Source organism: Melioribacter sp. Ez-97 (assembly GCF_051488665.1).
GTDB lineage: Bacteria > Bacteroidota > Ignavibacteria > Ignavibacteriales > Melioribacteraceae > Melioribacter.
Map to the genome: position 1 here is coordinate 1 of NZ_JBPSEG010000008.1, position 20,015 is coordinate 20,015.

A 20,015-nucleotide genomic window follows, 5' to 3' on the forward strand; every position below is an offset into this window, starting at 1 on the left:
ATCTTCCGTCGATTTTTGTTGAACAGTAGTTACAACGTCCCTCCGTAAGTGAAATTTCAAGAATTGAGTGCCAATCCCTTTTAATAACCGCATTTCCGCATTCGGGACAGTAAGTCGTTTGTCCTTCGATGTTGTGAACGTTGCCCGTGTAACAATACTTTATTCCCATATTAAGCGCGATATTACGGGCATGAACGAGCGTCGAAGGCGGAGTCGGAGGCTTGTTTCTCATTTTGAAATCCGGATGGAAAGCCGTAAAATGAAGCGGCACGCGGTCGCTCAGATTTTTTAATATCCACTCGCACATTCTTTTAATCTCGTCTTCGGAGTCGTTTTCGCCCGGAATCAAAAGCGTCGTAATTTCGAACCAGACGTCTGTTTCGTTGTGAAGCCATTGCAGCGTGTCGAGCACGGGTTGAAGATGCGAGAATGTAAGTTTATGATAAAATTCTTCCGTAAAAGCTTTCAAATCCACATTTGCCGCGTCGATGTATTGAAAAACTTCCTTGCGGGCTTCCTTGTCGATATATCCCGCCGTCACCATAACCGTTTTAATGTTCCGTTCGCGCGCAAGTCTCGAAATATCGATTACATACTCGCCGAAAATTACCGGGTCGTTATATGTGAACGCTATCGAAGGCGTTTTGTATTTCAACGCGATATTTACCACGTCTTCGGGAGAAGCTTCAACGGAATTGATTGCGTCGAGTTTTGCTTTGCTTATCGACCAGTTTTGACAAAATTTGCAACCGAGATTGCAGCCGGCTGTGCCGAAACTGAGAATTTTACTGCCGGGCATAAAATGAAACAGAGGTTTCTTTTCTATCGGATCGATGGCAAATCCGGTCGGATGTCCGTATCCGAGCGTATAAAGTTTGCCCTCGATATTTTGGCGGATGTAGCAAAAGCCGGCTTGATTGTTTCCGATTGTGCAATAACGCGGACAGAGTGTACAGAGGATTTTGCCCTTATCGTTTAACGACCACCATCTGGCGGGTTTGTATTTTATGCCAGCCGCTCTATCCATTTTTAATCTACTTTACCCCTTCTCTTTTTAAAAGAGCTTAATTCGGCTGGTAATATTTTTAATAAAAATTATACTATTGAATAACGGAGCCAACTGCGTCTACCGTCGGATAACGGTTGACCTGCGGCAAAAATAACCACATCGCCGTCTTTAATCAAGTTTTTTTCTTTAAGCAGCTTCATCGATTCCCTGATTGCGGAATCCTCGTCGCTGATATGCGAAAGATAAAAAGGTTTAATTCCCCAGTGGAGATTCAATGTGTTCAAAGTTTCGAACTTGTCCGAAATTGCAAAAATCGAGGCGTTCGGTCTGAATTTGGAAATGATATTTGCTTTCGAACCGAAATGGGTAAAAATTACAATTGCGGAGGCGTTCAGTTGATCCGAAATTTGCGTAATGCCTGCTCCGGTTGCGTCGACCATATTTTCGAAAATGTTTTCCGGTTTTTCGTATTTGGTTTTTTTCCTCATGCCCGGGTCGGCTTCGGTAGTCAGAAGAATTTCGTTCATAATTTTAACGGCTTCGACGGGAAATTTGCCAACCGAGGTCTCGCCGCTGAGCATTACTACGTCCGTGCCGTCCCAAACCGCATTTGCAATGTCGGAAGCTTCGGCTCGTGTGGGAACGGGATTATTAATCATCGATTCGAGCATTTGAGTGGCGGTAATAACGAGCTTTCCGGCTTCGTTGCATCTTCTGATAATCTTCTTCTGAATTACGGGTACGAGATGCGGTCCCAGTTCGACGCCGAGATCTCCCCTCGCAACCATAATGCCGTCGGACTCTTTCAGGATTTCTTCGAAATTGTCGACCGCTTCCTGTTTTTCGATTTTTGCAATCAACGGAATTTTATAGCCTTTTTCGTTTAACCATTTGCGCAAACCTCTTATATCTTCCGCCCGGCGCACGAATGAAAGAGCGATAAAATCTACCCGGTAGCGTAAAGCAAATTCGAGATTTTCATAGTCCTTTTTGGTTACCGAAGGAGTGCTCAGTTTCATGCCCGGCAGGTTCATTCCTTTACGGGGCTTTAATATACCTCCTTCGAGGATTTCGCAAACAAGTTTATTCTTCTTCTTTTCCGTAACTCTGAGTTTTATCAGTCCGTCGTCGATTAATATTGACTCGTCCTTTTTTGCGTCCTTGATCAAGTCTTTATAACTGGTGGAGATTATTTCTTTTGTGCCGGGAATGTCGTCTGTAGTTATTTCGATTTTGGCGCCGGTTTTAATTTCAATTTCGGGCTCGGCAAGTTCTCCGATTCTAATTTTGGGTCCCTGTAAGTCGACTAAAATCGGAATTGGGAGGGATTTTTCGACGCAAATGCCGTGAATTAAATTGAACAGACGCGTGAAGTATTCTTTGTTTCCGTGCGAAAAGTTCAGACGAATACCGTCGGTTCCCGCGTCGATCAATTCTTCGAGCCGTTCTTTGGAATCGGAAGCCGGTCCGAGCGTGGCTAGTATTTTTGTCTTGGCAAATAGCGGTTTCATTTAGTCAAAAGATTATTTTTGATTACGGCAAAAATAATACAATTAACGGAAAGAAATTAAAACGAAAGACGGAAAAACATTATTTTTTTAGCTTTTTCCTGCTTTCCTGCTTAGACTTCTTTAACATCGATTCGAGTTCTTTTTCAACTTTGTTGAAAAGCGTGTTGAGTTCGTGCTTTCCGCTTTTAAGCGCGCTGCCGGCTTTTACTCCCGTCAGGATTTCTACCGCTTCTTCGACGGTTTTTACGGGATATATGTGAAACCGTTTTTCTTTGACAGCATTTACGACTTCGTCTTTTAGCATCAGATCTTTTACGTTCTGGTGCGGAATTACTACTCCTTGAGAGCCGTTGAGCCCGCGTTTTTTACAGACGTCGAAAAATCCTTCGATTTTTTCGTTGACTCCGCCGATCGGCTGAACTTCGCCTTTTTGATTGACCGATCCTGTAATCGCCGTCGATTGCTTGACGGGAACGCCGGAAATAGCCGAAAGCAGAGCGCAGATTTCGGCTATCGACGCGCTGTCGCCGTCTATCATACTGTAGCCCTGTTCAAATACAAGACTTGCGCTGAAGGAAAGGTTCATGTTTCGTCCGAACTTTTCCCTGAAATAACCGGAAATAATCAGTACTGCTTTGTTGTGTGTTTTGCCGCTCAACCCCGCTTCTCTTTCCACATTAATTATGCTGCCGTTGCCCAGAGATACCGAAGCGGTTATTCTTGTGGGCTTGCCGAATGAATAGGCTCCGACGTCGTAGACTGCGAGTCCGTTTACGGTTCCGACACGCGACCCTTCGGTATCGATTAAGATTGCGCCTTCTTCAATATACTCGGAAATTTTCGATTCGTACAATCCGTGGCGCTCTCTGTAAGAATTATAAGCCTGGTCGACGTGATAAGCGTTTACTATTTTGCTGCCGTTGTCTTTTGCCCAGAAGTCGGCTTCGCGTACGAGGTCGGCGATGTATGCAAATCGGGTCGTCAGTTTGTTCTTCTCGCCGGCGTAACGCGCTCCGTATTCGATAAGCCGCGCAATCGCTGTTTTATCGAATTCATAAAGCTTTTCGGTTTCGATTAATTTTTTAATCAGTCTGGCGTATTCGTTCAACGCGTTTTCGGAACGCTTCATTACGTTGTCGAATTCGGCTTTTATCTTGAAAATTTTATTGAAGTCGTCTTCGTAATACGACAGGGAAGAGTAGACGTAATTGTTGCCGATTAGAATTATTTTTGTGTCGATCTCAATCGGCTCGGGTTTAAGTATGGACGGCGAGAATTGATAGACGTTAGCGAAGTCTTGAATCTCGAGTTTGCCGTAGAGCAGGGTTCTTTTTAGAGCTTTCCAAACACCGGGCTCGCCGAGAGCGTCGAGCGCATTTATAACGAGAAATCCGCCGTTAGCCCTCAGGATCGATCCGGCTTTGATACGCGTAAAATCGGCATACCATCCGCCTCGTCCGTCGTTAATCTTTTCGATTGTGCCGAACAAATTAGTATACGTCGGCGTCGTTTCGATTATAACGGGCGCTGTTTTTGTAGTCGAATTATCGAGGATAATATTGACTTCGTATTCTTTGAGGTAATCGATAACCATCCCGTCTTCGGATTCTTCCTCAACGGGCTTTTGCCCTTTGAAAATTTCGACATTCAAAAGTATGTTTTCCGTCACCTGTTCCAGATAGTGTTTAATCTTTCTGTCTTTATATTTCTTCTTCAAATCATCGATCGTAACCTTAACTATCGACGCGACCGACTCTGTCTCTAGTTGATTAATTTTTTCCTGATACGATTGAGTAAGTTTAAGGCTTTCTACGAAAACCTGCTGGAGTTCTTCCTGATAAGAAGAATATTTGCTTATGATTTCATTTGCTTTTTCGGAAGAGATTTTGCCTTCCCGGACGAATTCCTGTATCTGCTGGACGAATACCGGGTTGCCGTCTATTAAAGCGAGAATTTCCGGGCGTACCATTTCGCCCGACTTAACTTCGCCGAGCGTGAAATTATCTTTTCTCAATTTTTCTTCGAATCCGGTCATAATAGAACGCTGCTTTTTGCCGTATTCGGAAAGGAGCTGCTTTTTGCGGCTGACGAACGGATCGGAATTCAATACCTGGGGAATCCTCTCCTGCAGAAATCGAATCGACCTTCTCAAATCTTTTCGGAATTTTTTAGCCTGACCGGCGCGGAATTTGAGCAATATCGGTCTGTCGACGTCTTTGAAATTATTTACATACGCATAATCGTAGAGATCTCCGTTGCCTGACGGTGCAATCGACTCGAGCATTTTTTTTATTGTAGTAAGTTTTCCTGTGCCGGAAAGTCCTGTTACGAATACATTGTAACCGGGACTGCGGAGTTCAACGCCGATTTTCAGAGCTTTCAACGCCCGTTCCTGTCCCACAATGCCTTCGATCGGTTTCAGGCTTTCCGTGTTTTCGAATTCGAAAACGGAAGTATCGCATGTCCATTTGAGTTCCGAAGGGGAAAGTTCTTTGTGACGAGGGGCTTTTTTAAGAGGCATAATAAATCCTGTACGAATTTAACGGATAGTTTAAAATAAACAAAAAAGATTTAAGTTAGGCTTCTATTCTTAATTTTATTAAATTTTAGGTGAACAATTTGAGGCAATGTTGATTTACTGGGACGTCAATCCTGAAATATTCAAACTCGGACCCTTCTCGATACGATGGTACGGACTGTTGTTTGCGCTCGGGTTCATTATCGGATTTCAGATAATGTCGCATATCTTCCGTAAGGAAGGCAAAAACGAAAACGACCTTAATGATTTGCTCTGGTATATGATTCTCGGCACTGTTATCGGAGCTCGTCTCGGTCATTGCCTGTTTTATAATCCTTCTTATTATCTCTCCAATCCGCTCGAAATTTTGCAGGTCTGGAAAGGAGGACTCGCAAGTCACGGCGCGGCTATCGGCATTCTTACGGCTATTTATTTGTTTACAAGAAAGTACGGAAACTATTCGTTTCTCTGGTTGATGGACAGACTCGTTATTACCGTTGCTTTGGGCGGCTCGTTCATCAGACTGGGCAATCTTTTCAATTCCGAAATTATCGGAGTGCCAACGGGCGGCGACTGGGGATTTGTTTTTACGCATGTCGACAGTTTGCCCCGACATCCCGCTCAATTGTACGAATCGATTGCTTATTTTCTCGTGTTTGTTTTTCTTTTTACTTATTACAAAAAGAAAAACGGAAATTTCAAAGAAGGTCTTCTCTTCGGGTATTTTTTGATTCTTGTTTTTACGTTCCGGTTCTTCGTCGAATTCGTTAAAGAAAATCAGACTTATTTCGAAGAAGGAATGGTACTCAATATGGGGCAAATTTTGAGCATTCCGTTAATTATTGCGGGAATTTATTTTCTTACAAGAAAGAACTCCAAATCCATCAAAATTAACCGACGCAATTCCTGAAAGGAATAAAATGAAAAAAATATTTGTCTTAATAAATCTGCTGTTAATCGCTTCGTTGATTACCGCACAGGAATATGATCCTTCCGCGGACACGCTCCGTTTCGAAGGCGAATATCATCTCAGAAACATTCGCCAATTGACTTTCGGGGGCAACAACGCCGAAGCTTACTGGAGCTTCGATAATAAAGAACTCGTATTTCAAAGCGACTGGGAAAAAATCAATTCGCAGGGCTGCGACCAGATTTTCAAAATAAAAGCCGACGGCAGCGCTTATAAAGACGGTGAAAGATATAAATTGATTTCTACGGGAAAAGGAAGAACGACGTGCAGCTATTTTCTTAAAGACGGCAGAATAATTTATGCCTCGACGCACGCAGCAGACACGCTTTGTCCGGAATCGAAAATGTTTGCCGCGGGCAGATACGTCTGGCTGATTTACGATACATATGATATTTACGTTGCGGGTCCCGACGGCAGCGACACAAAGTTACTGATAGGAGGAAAAGGTTATGACGCCGAGGCAACCGTTTCGCCAGACGGGAAATATGTTGTCTTTACTTCCACTCGCTCGGGCGATCTGGAATTGTGGCGTTACGAAATCGAAACCGGCGAGCTGCTTCAACTTACCGACCGGCTCGGTTACGACGGCGGAGCATTCTTTTCGCCGGACTCCAGATCGATTGTCTGGCGCGCAAGCCGTCCGAAAGGCGAAGAAGCTGAGGTTTACAAGCAGCTTTTGAAAGAAGGTTACGTTGAGCCGAAAGCCCTCAATATCTACATATCGGATATCGACGGTAATAACGTTCGGCAGGTAACAGAACTGCCTGGCGCCAACTGGGCTCCGTTTTTTCATCCCGACGGAAAAAAGATTTTATTTTCTTCGAATCATCATTCACTCGACAAAGGCGGCAGAGTGTTCGACATCTTTATGATTAACATAGACGGAACGGGACTTGAAAAAATTACAAATTCCGGAACGTTCGACGCATTCCCGATGTTTTCCTTCGACGGAAAAAAATTCGTCTTTTGTTCCAACAGAAACGCCGACAGGAAACCGTCGAGGGACACTAATGTTTTTATAGCCGACTGGGTCGAAAATCCGGATGAACGCGACACAGGCTTCAAAGCGGTAAAATAAATATGAACGAAAAAGAATTTATTGCCGTACGAATCGAGCAGTTGAAACAATCGATGCGTTATTTCCCGATCGATTTTATAACGGAAGTCGATACGGAATTGCTCGAAATGCCTCGCTGCAATTTATTGATGGCTCCGCCTCTTTTCGATACATTCGAACTCGTAGACGAAAAAGGCAACGTCCATTTTCATACCGACAACGTATACAAGGCAAAATATATAATCTATGCCAATTCGAAAAAACCGAATACTATCGTAATACCGAAAAATACCGATGAAATTGAACTCGCAGTAAAACAGTACGAAGCCTATCTCGATAGTCTTCTCCGGGAAATCGAACGGGATTACAAAAAGGAATTTCCCGAATCCAAAAATCACGCAGCCGTTACAAACAGAATATTCAACTCGCTCAATCTAATCAGGCTTTGATTTGATAGAATTAGGAAAGAACATAACCGGATATCTTCGGGAGAATTTCGGCGACGAATATCTGAGTCGTTTCGTCGAATTCTATAATTCCGAACCTAAGACTTATATCCGTATTTCGCCTCGCAGCGACAAACAAAAATTGTTCGAATCGTTAGCCCGTTACGGAATCGAACTCCGGAGCGTTGAAGGAATTGCAAACGCTTTTGAAGTAATCAGGGGGAAAGATATCGTAGGTAAAACAATCGATTACATCCTCGGCGCATATTATATTCAAAGCCTTTCGTCAATGCTGCCGGCGCTAGTTCTGAATCCGGATGCAAATCATAAAACGCTCGATCTATGCGCCGCGCCCGGTTCTAAAACAACGCAACTTTCGGAATTGATGGGCAACCGGGGAACTCTGGTTTCCAACGACATATCGCTCGACCGTCTGCGAGTATTGATGTATAATATCGATAAAATGAACGTTGTCAACGCCGGCGTATTAAACAAAAAAGGAGAACTGCTGAGCGGCTTTTTCGACGAATATTTCGACAGGATATTAGTCGACGCGCCCTGCAGCGCTCTCGGAATTGTTCAAAAAAAGGGCGAGGTAAGCAACTGGTGGAACGCGAACAAAGTTAACGGCATCGCCGAAATTCAGTACAAATTGCTCGTAAGCGGAATTCGTATGTTAAAGGTCGGGGGCGAACTGGTCTATTCCACCTGCACTCTCACTCTGGAAGAAAACGAATTTGTTCTGAATAAAATACTCGAAAAATATCCCGTTGAATTGGTCGATGTCGAATTGCCGGTCGAAAGCAGGGACGCATTTACCGAAATCAACGGAGTTAAATTGAATGCCGGTATATCGAAAGCAAAAAGAATTGTTCCGTGGGAAGCCGGCTCGGAAGGATTTTTTGTCGCAAAACTGGTTAAGACCGATAAAACCGATAAAAGAAACGCCGACAAGTCGCGCCTCAAAAACGACATTAAATTATTGAACGCAGATTCGCGCGATATTAAAAATTACTTGTCCGAAATATCGGATTATTACGGTATCGACAAATCGGTATTCTATAACTATCGTTATATACAAAGGAGTAAAGACATCTATTTCGTCGATGTCAATTGGGATTCGATCCACACGGGATTGTTCAATCGCATCGGTTCGAAGTTCGGCGCAGTCGACAAAAAAAACAAAGTTCAACTTCACATGCTTGCCGCTCAAATCTTCGGTAGATACGCTGCGAAAAACAGAGCGGAACTTAAAAATAAAACCGAACTGGAAAGCTATTTCAGAGGCGGCGTCATAAAAAGACCCTTCGATTCAAAAGGGCAAAAATTAGTTTTTTATGAAGATAAAATACTCGGCGCGGCGGTCGCTTCTTCCGAAGGTTTGAAAAGTCAATTCCCGAGAGCCTTCAGAACGCAGGAAATCGTTATACCTTGATTTTGGCGCTCACCGGATTATAAGACCGTCTTTGTTCTTTTTCAATTCTGACGGAATGACGTTCAGTATTTCTTCTTTGAGCGCGTCGAGGAGGTGTTTTTTAATAAATGTGTTTGAATAAACGAATCCGATTTCTCTTTTGGGTACGGGCTTGACGAACTCTTTTATCTGTTTTAATTTTTTTCTGTCTTTTATATACTGTAAAGAAAGAAAGGGCAGTAAAGTCATACCGAAGTTCTGTTCGACCAATTTGATCAAAGTGTCGAGATTGCCGCTTTCGAAAACCACTTTAGATCCTTTCGAAACCCAGTCGCTATCGTCCGTTTTACAAACCGAAAGCGTTTGTTCCCTCAGGCAATGTCCTTCTTTTAAAAGGAGGAAATCGCTTACGCTCAGGTCGTTTTGATTAAGTTTGTTTTTCTTAATCAGTTTATGTTCCGGAGGCAGAAAAGCAACGAACGGCTCGTAGTAGAGCGTTTCGGTTATTAGATTTCCGTTTGAAGATCGGAGCGCTATAATACCGATGTCGAAATCCCCCTTGTTGATGCCGTTAATAATTTCGTCAGTTGTAACTTCGTCGATTACCAGTTCTACTTCCGGATAATTTTTGATAAAATTACTCAAGAACATCGGCAGCAGATACGACGAAACAGTGGGAATTATCGCTACTTTGAGCGTTCCGGAAAATACGCCTTTCTCGACTTGCAGCAAGATGTTTATCTTATCCCTTTCTTTCAAAATTTGTTTTGCCTGGTCAATTATTTTTTTTCCGATTTCGGTCGGAGTTATCGGGTGTTTGTCGCGTTTGAAAATAATTACGCCGAGTTCTTCTTCGAGCTTTTGGATTTGCATGCTGAGAGTCGGCTGCGTTACGTAACAGTTTTGAGCGGCTTCCGAAAAGCTGCCGTATTTTTCGACCGCTATCAAATATTCGAGCTGTATTAATGTCATGGCTTGTATATAAAATTTATCTATGCGAATATAAGAATTATTGATTTGATTTATAGGAATAATTATGCGATTTTATGATTGTGTTTAATTGAAATAAAATTTACTATATTTATAAACGGGCAAAAATCATCCCGATTATAAAAACAATTGAAGAAACCAACTGAAATATTAAACAAAAAAAGCGAGGACAAATATGAGTAACAATCCAAACGAAGGAGCAAGGTGTCCCTTTCCGCACGGAGGCGGAGCTAAAGGAACCACGAATCAGGATTGGTGGCCTAACCGTTTGCGTCTGAATATTTTGAGACAGCATTCGGAACTATCCAATCCGCAGGACAAAGATTTCAATTACAAAGAAGCATTCAAGAGTCTCGATTACGAAGCTCTCAAGAAGGACCTGAAAGATTTAATGAAACAGTCGCAGGACTGGTGGCCTGCGGATTTCGGTCATTACGGTCCGTTGTTTATCAGAATGTCGTGGCATGCTGCCGGAACTTACCGCATTGGCGACGGAAGGGGCGGAGCCAACGGAGGCTTCCAACGTTTCGCGCCTTTGAACAGCTGGCCCGACAATGCTAATCTGGATAAAGCCCGCCGCCTGCTCTGGCCTATTAAGAAAAAATACGGCAATAAAATATCGTGGGCGGATCTTCTTGTATTGGCGGGCAACGTTGCTATGGAGGACATGGGCTTTAAAACGTTCGGCTTCGGAGCCGGTAGAGAAGACGCATGGGAACCGGACGAAAGCATTTATTGGGGCTCCGAAAAAGAATGGCTCTCCGACGACTCCCGTTATGAAGGCGAACGCAATCTGGAAAATCCTCTCGCAGCAGTTCAGATGGGATTGATTTATGTTAATCCCGAAGGACCCGGCGGCAAACCCGACCCGGTTGCGGCTGCCAAAGACATTAGAGAAACTTTCAGGCGTATGGGAATGAACGACGAAGAAACTGTGGCTTTAATTGCAGGCGGTCACACTTTCGGAAAAGCTCACGGTCAGGGCGACCCGAAGTTGATGGGCCCGGAACCCGAAGCCGCCGATATCGAAGAGCAGGGACTCGGATGGAAATACAAATATAAATCAGGGAAAGGTCCCGATACTTTGACGGGCGGTCCGGAATTAACCTGGACTACTACACCGACCAAATGGGGACACGATTTCTTCAAACATCTTTTTGAATACGAATGGGAGCTTACAAAGAGTCCGGCAGGCGCCTATCAGTGGGTCGCAAAAAATGCGGAACCGACTGTTCCCGATGCCCATGACCCGAACAAAAAACATCGTCCGGGTATGTTAACTACCGATCTTTCTTTGAGATTCGATCCCGAATACGAAAAGATTTCGAGAAAATTCTACGAAAATCCGGAACTGTTTGCCGATGCTTATGCTCGCGCATGGTTCAAGTTATTGCACAGGGATATGGGTCCGAAGACGAGGTATTTGGGTCCTGAAGTGCCGGAAGAAGATTTAATCTGGCAGGATCCGATTCCTGCGGTCGATTATAAACTGGTCGATAAAAACGATATTGCCGAATTGAAAAAGAAAATACTCGCGTCGGGACTTTCGGTCTCGGAATTGGTTAAAGTTGCCTGGGGTTCGGCATTCACCTATCGCAATTCGGATAAAAGAGGCGGAGCAAACGGCGCGCGAATAAGATTGGAACCGCAGAAAAACTGGGCAGTTAATAATCCCGCTGAATTGAAAAAGACGCTGGACGTTCTCGAAAAAATACAAAGCGAATTCAACTCGGCTCAGAAAGACGGCAAGAAAATATCGCTGGCGGATTTGATAGTGCTTGCCGGCAGCGCCGCCGTTGAAAAAGCAGCTAAGGACGCGGGCTTTGACATCGAAGTTCCGTTTACACCCGGCAGAAACGACACAACTCAGGAATTAACCGACGTTGAATCTTTTGCCGTACTCGAACCGATTGCAGACGGGTTCCGTAACTATGCAAAAGAAAATGCCGCAGTATGCGCAGAGCATATACTTGTAGACAAATCCCAATTGTTGACGCTTTCCGTGCCCGAAATGACCGTATTGGTCGGCGGTATGCGCGCTTTGAATGCCAACTACGACAATTCCGATTACGGTATATTCACCGAAAGACCGGGTCAATTGACGAACGATTTCTTTGTCAATCTGCTCGATATGGGAGTCGAATGGAAAGCCGTAGACGAAATGAAAACAAAATTCGAGGGACACGATAGAAAAACAGGCAAGCCGAAATGGAAAGCTACGCGCGTCGATTTGATATTCGGGCATAATTCGGAATTACGCGCCGTGGCTGAATTCTACGCATGCGACGATAATAAAGAAAAATTCGTCAGGGATTTCGTCAAAGCCTGGACGAAAGTGATGGAACTCGACAGATTCGATTTGAAATAAGTTGATTGCATTTTGAAAACTTTAATAACGGAAGCCGCGGCAAATTGCTGCGGCTTTTTTCTTTTTAGATTGTTAATTTTTCATAAGAATTAAATATTGATAAAAGTTTATTTGTACGAAAACTCCGGCTGGCAGCGAATAAACAGAAAAGCAATACGGATGGTGTTGAATACGGGCTTTCCGGTCTTGAAAGCTATGAAGTTAAGTTAAGAAAATTTATTCAAGAACTTGCAAGCAAACGGCAGAAAGCAAAGAACGGATAAGGAAATAAAAAAGAATTTAGAAAAAATGGGTGGAGGGTATGAAGGAGGAGCAATTTAAATTCCTTCTACAACAAGGAGAAGGATTTAAGATAGAATTTAAGGAAAGCTTTGATGCAAAAAAATCTTGCAAAAGAAATGGTTGCTTTTGCCAGTAGCGAAGGTGAAAAAATACTTATCGGAGTAAATGACCAGGGAACAATAAATGGTATTGCTATTACAAACCGTATTAAATCTGAAATTCAGGACCTGGCAAGAAATTGTGACCCGCCGGTAACAATTTCGTTCGATGAATGGACTAATGTACTATTATCAGTGTTGAAGAAGGCATAAATAAACCGTATCGATGTAGTTCTGGATTTTTTGTTCGTCAGGGTAGTAACTCTCAAAAAACTTTCAACCGACGAGATAAGAGAATTCTTTAATAAGGAAGGGAAAATACTATTCGATGAATCAGTACATAAAGACTTTGACTTTAGCAACGGTTTTGACCACTCTCTTTTTGTAATTTTTTTGAAAAAAGCAAACTTAAGCAGAGTAATTCCAGATGAAGGTATATTACAAAATATTGGGGTGCTCACAGAAACAAAAAAATTTAAAAATGCAGGAGCGCTATTTTTTTGCAAAGAAATCACAAAATTTTTACCTAAAGCCATTATTACGTGTGTGCTGTATAAGGGGACTGATAAACTTTTATTATAGATAGGAAGGATTTTGCGGAGTATATACTCTCAAACTACGAAAATGCAATAAATTTTATTACGAGAAATCTTCGGATTTCTTATAAAATTAATTCCGCAGGTCCAAGAAAAGAAGTCTTAGAAATACCGATTGAGGCGTTAAGAGAAGCTGTTGTAAATTCTATAGCACATAGAGATTATTATGAAAAAGGAGCTAATATACAAATCAATATTTTTGACGATAGATTGGAAATAAGCAATCCGGGAGGATTGGTTTCTGTTTTAATAGAAAAAGATTTTGGAAAGAGAAGTATAACCAGAAATCCTCTTATTTTCAGTCTTTTAAAGTTAGTTGCTCTTGTGGAAAAAGTTGGGTCAGGCATAAGCCGAATGAGAAATGCCATGTTAGAAGCTGGACTTTCTGAACCAGAATTTGATTTTTCAGATTTTTTTGTTGTGACATTTAAAAGACCTGAAGCGGATTATAACGTGCGTACTCAGAGGATAAAACAGAGGGCCGGAATAAGTGCAGAAGAAATTCGGAATAAATGCGGAAAAGATATATAATGAAATTGCTCAAAATAATTTTATTAAAACCCATGAAATATCACAAAATCCTGGACTTGCACAAAGAACGGTTGAAAAGATTATTGCCAAACTTAAGTAAGAAGGATTATTAAAACGAGTCGTCTCGCTTAAAAGCGGGCGCCGGGAATTGGAATGAAAGGATTTTTGAACTGCTATTGTCAATTGCCAAATAAAATTTTCTAATGACGAAGATGAGTAGAAACTTCCTATGACACTACAAAAAACTAAATTTAATCAAACCGAAATCGGATTAATCTCTTAGGAGTTGGAGGGCGAACAGGACGGGAAGTATCGAAAAATCTGAACTATAACATCGCAGAAAATCTTGAATAAATAACGTCAGCGCAGTGAATTCCAATTAATAATAAAATTCACTAAAAAGTTTAATCAACGCAGGTCGTGAATTTATTCTGGTTAATCTACGTTGTTATATAACCACCAAGCTATAAGACGCAAAGGTAAATATGAAAATATTTTTTTTAATTTCCGCTCTCTTTTTATGGCTCTCCAGCCATTCGTCCGGGCAGGGCTGCAGCGACGCAGGCGCCTGCACGATAAACGGTTTAAAACCGCATGGTCAGGAGAGCGCTAATTCTATAAACAATCAATTTAATATAGGCGGATTCTTCGGAGTTGCGGACAATTCCGTAAATGTCTATGGTAATTACCTGGAATATAACCGAAGGATTACAGATAAATACGGACTGGATATAAAAATTTCCGCAATAGCCCAAAACGGAAACGGTATTTCACGTCGGGGACTTTCGGATATTTTTCTCAATCTGAATTATTTTGCTGCGGACAGGTTCGTGATTTCAGCAGGCGCTAAAATTCCGTTGTCCGACGCAAACGGAAAATTAGACGGACTTTCATTGCCGATGGATTATCAACCGACTTTAGGGACTTTCGATTTAATAATCGGAGCGGCATATGCAATTTACGACGTCCGGATAGCGGCAGCGATACAACAGCCTTTAAGCCAAAACGGGAATGAGTTTATTTCCGGGAATTATCCGGAAAATTCGGCATTGCGAAATTTTCAAACGACGAATAAATACAAACGGAGCGGGGATCTGCTGCTCAGAATTTCCTATCCGATCACGCTATACCAAAATCTTACGATAACACCGAGTATATTGCCTATCTATCATCTTGCGAACGATAAATATACCGACGAATATGAAATTGAAAATGAAATTATCGGTTCTCGCGGTTTGACGCTCAACGGCAATATTTATCTGGATTATAAATTGAATGAGGGAAACGGCATTCAGTTTAACATAGGAGTCCCGTTTATAGTTAGAGATTCCCGTCCGGATGGTTTAACGAGGAGCTTTATTGCAACATTGGAATACAAAATTACTTTTTGACATTTAATCTAAATAATAGATAAATCGGTTTTAAGAATGCTCTGAGCGCCGGCTTAAACTATGAACGGCATAATCGCTTTAAGGAACCGGATTTGAATAAAGAACTAAAAGAAGAAAACAGACCGCTATGATTAATTTTTTCAAGAAAGTAAGACTAAAACTTTTATTCGACGGAAGGCTGCAAAATTATCTTAAATACGCCGCGGGAGAAATAATACTTGTGGTTATCGGCATCCTGATAGCTCTTCAGATAAACGACTGGAACGAAAACCGGAAATTGAATGGTGTTAGAAATATTTACTACCGACAGATTCTAATCGATTTGGACCGCGAAATTAAGAATATTAATTCTCGAATTGACAGTCTGGAAAAGAGCGTTAATTCATATAATGCATATAAAGAATATGTTTCTTCAGAAAATCCGACGGTAGAGCAGATATTAATGGCTTTGAGCGGGGTTGTTGAAACGTTTAATTACATGTCGTTTAATTCGAGCACAATCGAATCGCTCGAACTTACCGGAGATATTAAATTGATACCCAGGAATTTAAGAACTGAGTTAATAAACTTAAGACGAGGTCAGGAAATTATGACCACCGTGGCTACCGATAACGACAATGTTTATTTGTTTAATCTTCAGAAGGCGGGCAATATGGGTTTTTATCAAATATTGAATGGTCGCGCTGTAAAAGGATCAATTAAAAATAACGACATCGCAGATAAAATAAAGCGGAATTACGCCGATATCATTTTAATTGCCGATGCGGCTTATGCGCTGAAGAATTTTACCGAAAAAGAAAAAATCAATGGATTCAAAACAATGTTAAAACAGATCGATACAATAAGAAAAATGATTCAACGGGAGCTGGACAAATAATTCCTCCGTATTATAAGCGCAAGAATATTTATATAAATAAAGTAATGCATCGTTGTTGCTTTATTATTCGATTGATAGCTGATTGCGTACATATCCGGTTCATTTAACGTAAACGAATCATTGAATAGGTTTAGAAAATATCATTACAAAAAAGTAGCCGCTTTATGATAAAATTATTTAGGAATGTACGGCAAAAGCTTTTGTCGGAAGGAAAATTGCAGAAGTACCTTAAATATGCCGCGGGAGAAATTATACTCGTGGTTGCCGGAATTCTGATAGCGCTTCAAATAAATAACTGGAGCGAATCGATTAAAAACCGGGAACTGGAATCGGTTTACTTGAGAGAGATGCTGGAAGATTTCAAAAGCAATCTGCAAAAATCCGAAGACACAATCGAATGGATTAAGGAAGTGATTCCGGAGATGATTGTGCTGCTCGAACAATCGTCGCTCGATAAACCCGATATCCCGGTCGATTCGCTCAACTACAATTTTTCGTCTCTCCTTACCATGCCCACATACAACAGCACGGACAGGGTTTATCAGAATTTAATCGGGTCGGGCGATTTTAAAATTATTACATCGCGGAATTTGAAAAACGATATTGCAAATTATTACAAAGCCGTCGATTTAATAGAACTCGTGCAAAGAACTCATGAAATGGAGCTCGTAAATTCGATTCAGCCTTACATAATCGACAATATGGATTTTCAATCCGTCGGTATTTATATGCTGGACGACTGGGGCATGCCGCCGGCGGACGATTATGAACGGATTCTAAAAGTTATGAAAAGCAGAGAGTTCAGAAATATTATCATGCTAAAATTGTCTATACTGTCCGACCTGCTGGAGCATAACGAGAACATTAAAGAAATCAACAAAAAGCTTGTGGCGTCAGTGGAAAAACATTTCGAGTAATTCCGGTTGACTAATAGCAGTCTTCGTTTTAATTTATTGCGCCGATTAAAAAGGAGATTGCGCATGAAAAACACAAGGATATTCAAAATGCCGTTTGCAAGCGTATATCCGCACTACATAAGCAAGGCTGAAAAAAAAGGACGCACAAAAGACGAAGTGGATGCTGTAATTTGCTGGCTTACTGGATACGACAGTAAAGGTCTTCAAAAACAGATAGACAAAAAAGTCGATTTCGAAACGTTTTTTGCCGAGGCGCCGGCAATCAATCCGAACGCCTCTAAGATTACCGGAGTTATCTGCGGATACAGAGTAGAAGAGATAGAAGACCCGCTGATGAGGAAAATCCGTTACATGGACAAACTCGTCGACGAACTGGCAAAAGGGAAATCGATGGAAAAGATATTAAGGAAATAATATTGATGTAATAATCCGACATGCGCGTATTCGACAGACGATTTTATAAAATAAATTTGCGGAGGTTCTGAAGGAATAATGAACTGTGTCGGATCTGCTAACGACAAATACTTAATAATTGCCCCTTGATTTTCATTAGTGAGGAATAAATTAGATAATTTCAAAACGGACACAGGGAAAAATCTTCTCTTGAAATTGAAGCCTTTGGGAAGGCTCAAAATAACAGTCCTGAGTATTGTTTCCGCTTTTTAGCTTAAATGTTATGTTTTACGCAAGATCGATGAAAAAATTTTTAATTACAAAGAAAAAATCAGGCGCGCAAGAAATTATTTAAGCAAATTACTTCTAAAATATCAGCAGTTGAAGCGCTAATTCGATATACTATTTTCTTTCAGCCGGAAGGAGCAAAGCTAATCAAAATTATTTTCTATGAAACGAAAGGTCAACTATGATAAACGAATATATAAGCGATATAAGAAAATTATTTTCCTACTATAAATCGGTAGGCGAAAAAGCCTTTGAACAGTTGGACGACAATGAATTGTTCTGGAGATACAACGAGCATTCGAATTCTATCGGGATTATAGTGAATCATTTATGGGGAAATATGAAATCCAGATGGACCGATTTTCTGACTTCTGACGGCGAAAAGCAATGGCGCAATCGCGACCTGGAATTCGAGTCCGTTATTAATACCAGGGAGGAATTATTGAATAAGTGGAACGAAGGTTGGGTTTGCTTGTTTAACGCGCTTGATTCAATCAACAAGGATAATTTTAATACAAAAATTTACATCCGGAATCAGGAACATTCGGTTATCGAAGCAATTAACCGGCAGTTGACGCATTATACTTATCACATAGGACAAATTGTTTATCTGGCAAAGATGATTAAGGAAGATAAATGGAAAAGTTTAACCATACCTAAGGGGAAATCTTCGGAGTTCAACAACGATAAATTCTCCAGAGGCAAACACGGAGGGCATTTTTCCGAAAAGTCTTAGATTGAAAAGTACAAGAGAGCGATCTTATTGTTTTTTTACTTTTTAAACCTGCCGGTGTAACTTGTAGAAAGATACTTCTGTCTTAAGTTGTATGAAAAATAGGATTAATATGAAGCGTTTGGCAGGATTTCTTTGTTTATGTTTATTGGTCTCCTCGTTTGCCTCCTATTCTTTGACGGGAGATTATAACGGCAATAAAGATTGCGTGAAAAAGCGCGATCTCTTTTATAAAATCGAAAACAAAATAAAAACTGTTTATAATGAATACGGATTGAGAGGTGATTTTCTGATTGCCGTTGTTGATGAATATGGCTTGAAAGGATATGCCGTAGTTAATCGTAATATTATGGGAGGTAAATACTCGGATTTAAGCATTGATTCCCCTTTTTATATAGCGTCGCATACAAAAGCCTTTACCGGCGCTTTAATGCAAATACTCGAGGAAGAAGGAATGCTGGATTTGAATAAATCAATTGCAGACTATTTACCGGAATTGAATTTTGGAAACGGAATAAATACCGCCGATATTACGTTGAAAAATCTTTTGAATCATACGCACGGCATATTCAGCGTAAGATTAACATGGAAAACTGCTTTCCTGGGTTACAGCGGTTTAAACTCGGAAATTCTGGAAGATCTTAACAATGATTTTATTTATGATCCGTCGTATAAATTCCGATATTCGAATGTCGGTCCTATTGTAGCGGCTATAATAGCCGAAAAAGTCACGGGGAAAAATTGGAAAGAATTAATGCGAGAAAAAATATTCATGCCCCTGAAAATGAAGAATACGAGTTGCAACGTTTCCGATTACGAAGCTGATTTAATCCGACCTTCGGTTATCGTATATCGGAATAATGAAATCATTTCCTCCGGCTTTTATAAAAAAGATATAACCATGCACGCTTCCGGAGGTATAATTTCAACGACAAAGGATTTATCGCTTTGGCTGGCGGCTAACATAAGACAGGATGAAATTTTAATGAGTAAAAAAAGTTGGCGCCTTTTGCATTCGTCGTCTGTATCACAAAACAGAAAATATTTTACATACAATCGTTTCGGGTACAGCTTGGGCTGGGATATTGCCGAATACGAAGGAGATACAATGCTGACCAGGTTCGGCGGTTATGCCGGTATCAGTTGCCATATCTCTTTTATTCCGAAGAAAAAAGTTGGAATAATTGCTTTCTCTACGGATAACAGAGCTTTTCTTTTACCTCATCTTATAGCGAACTATGTTTATAATCTGATGTCTGAACGGGACGAAGAGAATCTATTTGAAAATGAAGTCGCTTTATTTAAAGAAGCATTTATTAAACAAAATAATTTATCCTATCCGCCCGATTCTCTTTTGTTGCAAGCAAACAACAAAAACGATGCAATCACTGGAATTTATCAAACCGATTCTTGGCCTTCGGTTGAGATTAAAAAATCGGGGAACCATTATAACTTTATATGGGGAGTTCTAAAAGGTAAGATTTATTTGAAAGACGACTCGTCGTTTACGACTAATACCGGCGTAATTATCAGAGATTTCAAAATAAAAAACGATACTCTGTATACAGGGTCGTTAGCGTTTATTAAAGAATGAAAAAATAGAATAGATTTTTTTGCCTTAATTAT

At 41.0% G+C, this 20,015-nt stretch carries 18 protein-coding genes; 14 read left to right on the forward strand and 4 right to left on the reverse strand.

What is annotated here, in order from left to right; translation table 11 throughout:
* The 3 genes from amrS to ACSSWA_RS09895 all read right to left on the reverse strand — a co-directional run.
* On the reverse strand, window positions 1-1,027 hold a 1,027-nt coding region (gene amrS / locus ACSSWA_RS09885), incomplete at its 3' end, for an AmmeMemoRadiSam system radical SAM enzyme (RefSeq protein ID WP_437356407.1).
* 68 nt (window positions 1,028-1,095) lie between these two features.
* On the reverse strand, window positions 1,096-2,520 hold the full coding sequence (gene pyk, locus ACSSWA_RS09890) for a pyruvate kinase (protein ID WP_437356408.1): 1,425 nt from the start codon (window positions 2,518-2,520) through the stop codon (window positions 1,096-1,098).
* A 79-nt stretch (window positions 2,521-2,599) separates the two neighbouring features.
* Window positions 2,600-5,041 carry an AAA family ATPase gene (locus ACSSWA_RS09895; RefSeq protein WP_437356409.1) on the reverse strand — a complete coding sequence of 814 codons (2,442 nt, stop codon included), beginning with the start codon at window positions 5,039-5,041 and terminating at the stop codon, window positions 2,600-2,602.
* A 106-nt stretch (window positions 5,042-5,147) separates the two neighbouring features.
* On the opposite strand from ACSSWA_RS09895, the gene lgt reads away from it, so the two are divergent.
* The 4 genes from lgt to ACSSWA_RS09915 are packed head-to-tail and all read left to right on the forward strand — an operon-like array spanning window position 5,148 to window position 8,946.
* Window positions 5,148-5,948: a prolipoprotein diacylglyceryl transferase gene (lgt, locus tag ACSSWA_RS09900; protein ID WP_437356410.1), complete on the forward strand. Its 801-nt coding sequence runs from the start codon at window positions 5,148-5,150 to the stop codon at window positions 5,946-5,948.
* A 10-nt stretch (window positions 5,949-5,958) separates the two neighbouring features.
* Window positions 5,959-7,086 carry a TolB family protein gene (locus ACSSWA_RS09905; RefSeq protein ID WP_437356411.1) on the forward strand — a complete coding sequence of 376 codons (1,128 nt, stop codon included), beginning with the start codon at window positions 5,959-5,961 and terminating at the stop codon, window positions 7,084-7,086.
* A 2-nt stretch (window positions 7,087-7,088) separates the two neighbouring features.
* Window positions 7,089-7,514, forward strand: coding sequence for a hypothetical protein (locus ACSSWA_RS09910; protein ID WP_437356412.1), 426 nt, complete (start codon window positions 7,089-7,091; stop codon window positions 7,512-7,514).
* 1 nt (window position 7,515) lies between these two features.
* Window positions 7,516-8,946, forward strand: coding sequence for an RsmB/NOP family class I SAM-dependent RNA methyltransferase (locus ACSSWA_RS09915; RefSeq protein ID WP_437356413.1), 1,431 nt, complete (start codon window positions 7,516-7,518; stop codon window positions 8,944-8,946).
* Window positions 8,947-8,955: 9 nt separating this feature from the next.
* Here ACSSWA_RS09915 and ACSSWA_RS09920 read toward each other — a convergent pair whose 3' ends face one another.
* A complete protein-coding gene (locus ACSSWA_RS09920) occupies window positions 8,956-9,897 on the reverse strand; it encodes a hydrogen peroxide-inducible genes activator (RefSeq protein ID WP_437356414.1) in 942 nt (313 codons plus the stop codon).
* Window positions 9,898-10,090: 193 nt separating this feature from the next.
* On the opposite strand from ACSSWA_RS09920, the gene katG reads away from it, so the two are divergent.
* The 10 genes from katG (at window position 10,091) to ACSSWA_RS09970 (ending at window position 19,983) form a co-directional block, all read left to right on the forward strand.
* Window positions 10,091-12,283: a catalase/peroxidase HPI gene (gene katG, locus ACSSWA_RS09925; RefSeq protein ID WP_437356415.1), complete on the forward strand. Its 2,193-nt coding sequence runs from the start codon at window positions 10,091-10,093 to the stop codon at window positions 12,281-12,283.
* A 374-nt stretch (window positions 12,284-12,657) separates the two neighbouring features.
* Entirely contained in the window at window positions 12,658-12,876 is a 219-nt protein-coding gene (locus tag ACSSWA_RS09930) for an AlbA family DNA-binding domain-containing protein (protein ID WP_437356416.1), read from the forward strand.
* Between the two features lie 30 nt (window positions 12,877-12,906).
* A complete protein-coding gene (locus ACSSWA_RS09935; protein ID WP_437356417.1) occupies window positions 12,907-13,245 on the forward strand; it encodes a hypothetical protein in 339 nt (112 codons plus the stop codon).
* 197 nt (window positions 13,246-13,442) lie between these two features.
* Window positions 13,443-13,790, forward strand: coding sequence for an ATP-binding protein (locus ACSSWA_RS09940; protein ID WP_437356547.1), 348 nt, complete (start codon window positions 13,443-13,445; stop codon window positions 13,788-13,790).
* A 485-nt stretch (window positions 13,791-14,275) separates the two neighbouring features.
* Window positions 14,276-15,181, forward strand: a complete 906-nt coding sequence (locus ACSSWA_RS09945) for a hypothetical protein (RefSeq protein ID WP_437356418.1) — start codon at window positions 14,276-14,278, stop codon at window positions 15,179-15,181.
* A 127-nt stretch (window positions 15,182-15,308) separates the two neighbouring features.
* Window positions 15,309-16,058 carry a DUF6090 family protein gene (locus ACSSWA_RS09950; protein WP_437356419.1) on the forward strand — a complete coding sequence of 250 codons (750 nt, stop codon included), beginning with the start codon at window positions 15,309-15,311 and terminating at the stop codon, window positions 16,056-16,058.
* Between the two features lie 215 nt (window positions 16,059-16,273).
* Window positions 16,274-16,975 carry a DUF6090 family protein gene (locus ACSSWA_RS09955; protein ID WP_437356420.1) on the forward strand — a complete coding sequence of 234 codons (702 nt, stop codon included), beginning with the start codon at window positions 16,274-16,276 and terminating at the stop codon, window positions 16,973-16,975.
* A gap of 63 nt (window positions 16,976-17,038) precedes the next feature.
* Complete coding sequence (locus tag ACSSWA_RS09960; protein ID WP_437356421.1) at window positions 17,039-17,389, forward strand: DUF2200 domain-containing protein; 351 nt, start codon at window positions 17,039-17,041, stop codon at window positions 17,387-17,389.
* Window positions 17,390-17,837: 448 nt separating this feature from the next.
* Window positions 17,838-18,392: a DUF1572 family protein gene (locus ACSSWA_RS09965; RefSeq protein ID WP_437356422.1), complete on the forward strand. Its 555-nt coding sequence runs from the start codon at window positions 17,838-17,840 to the stop codon at window positions 18,390-18,392.
* Between the two features lie 109 nt (window positions 18,393-18,501).
* The gene (locus ACSSWA_RS09970; protein ID WP_437356423.1) at window positions 18,502-19,983 is read left to right on the forward strand and encodes a serine hydrolase domain-containing protein; all 1,482 of its coding nucleotides are present in this window, start codon (window positions 18,502-18,504) and stop codon (window positions 19,981-19,983) included.
* The last annotated feature ends 32 nt before the right edge of the window (window positions 19,984-20,015 follow it).

Coding starts and splice junctions, on each gene's coding strand:
- pyk (WP_437356408.1), bottom strand. CDS start 2,520: ATGAAACCGCTATTTGCCAAGACAAAAATACTAGCCACGCTCGGACCG.
- ACSSWA_RS09895 (WP_437356409.1), bottom strand. CDS start 5,041: ATGCCTCTTAAAAAAGCCCCTCGTCACAAAGAACTTTCCCCTTCGGAA.
- lgt (WP_437356410.1), top strand. CDS start 5,148: ATGTTGATTTACTGGGACGTCAATCCTGAAATATTCAAACTCGGACCC.
- ACSSWA_RS09905 (WP_437356411.1), top strand. CDS start 5,959: ATGAAAAAAATATTTGTCTTAATAAATCTGCTGTTAATCGCTTCGTTG.
- ACSSWA_RS09910 (WP_437356412.1), top strand. CDS start 7,089: ATGAACGAAAAAGAATTTATTGCCGTACGAATCGAGCAGTTGAAACAA.
- ACSSWA_RS09920 (WP_437356414.1), bottom strand. CDS start 9,897: ATGACATTAATACAGCTCGAATATTTGATAGCGGTCGAAAAATACGGC.
- katG (WP_437356415.1), top strand. CDS start 10,091: ATGAGTAACAATCCAAACGAAGGAGCAAGGTGTCCCTTTCCGCACGGA.
- ACSSWA_RS09930 (WP_437356416.1), top strand. CDS start 12,658: ATGCAAAAAAATCTTGCAAAAGAAATGGTTGCTTTTGCCAGTAGCGAA.
- ACSSWA_RS09945 (WP_437356418.1), top strand. CDS start 14,276: ATGAAAATATTTTTTTTAATTTCCGCTCTCTTTTTATGGCTCTCCAGC.
- ACSSWA_RS09950 (WP_437356419.1), top strand. CDS start 15,309: ATGATTAATTTTTTCAAGAAAGTAAGACTAAAACTTTTATTCGACGGA.
- ACSSWA_RS09960 (WP_437356421.1), top strand. CDS start 17,039: ATGAAAAACACAAGGATATTCAAAATGCCGTTTGCAAGCGTATATCCG.
- ACSSWA_RS09965 (WP_437356422.1), top strand. CDS start 17,838: ATGATAAACGAATATATAAGCGATATAAGAAAATTATTTTCCTACTAT.
- ACSSWA_RS09970 (WP_437356423.1), top strand. CDS start 18,502: ATGAAGCGTTTGGCAGGATTTCTTTGTTTATGTTTATTGGTCTCCTCG.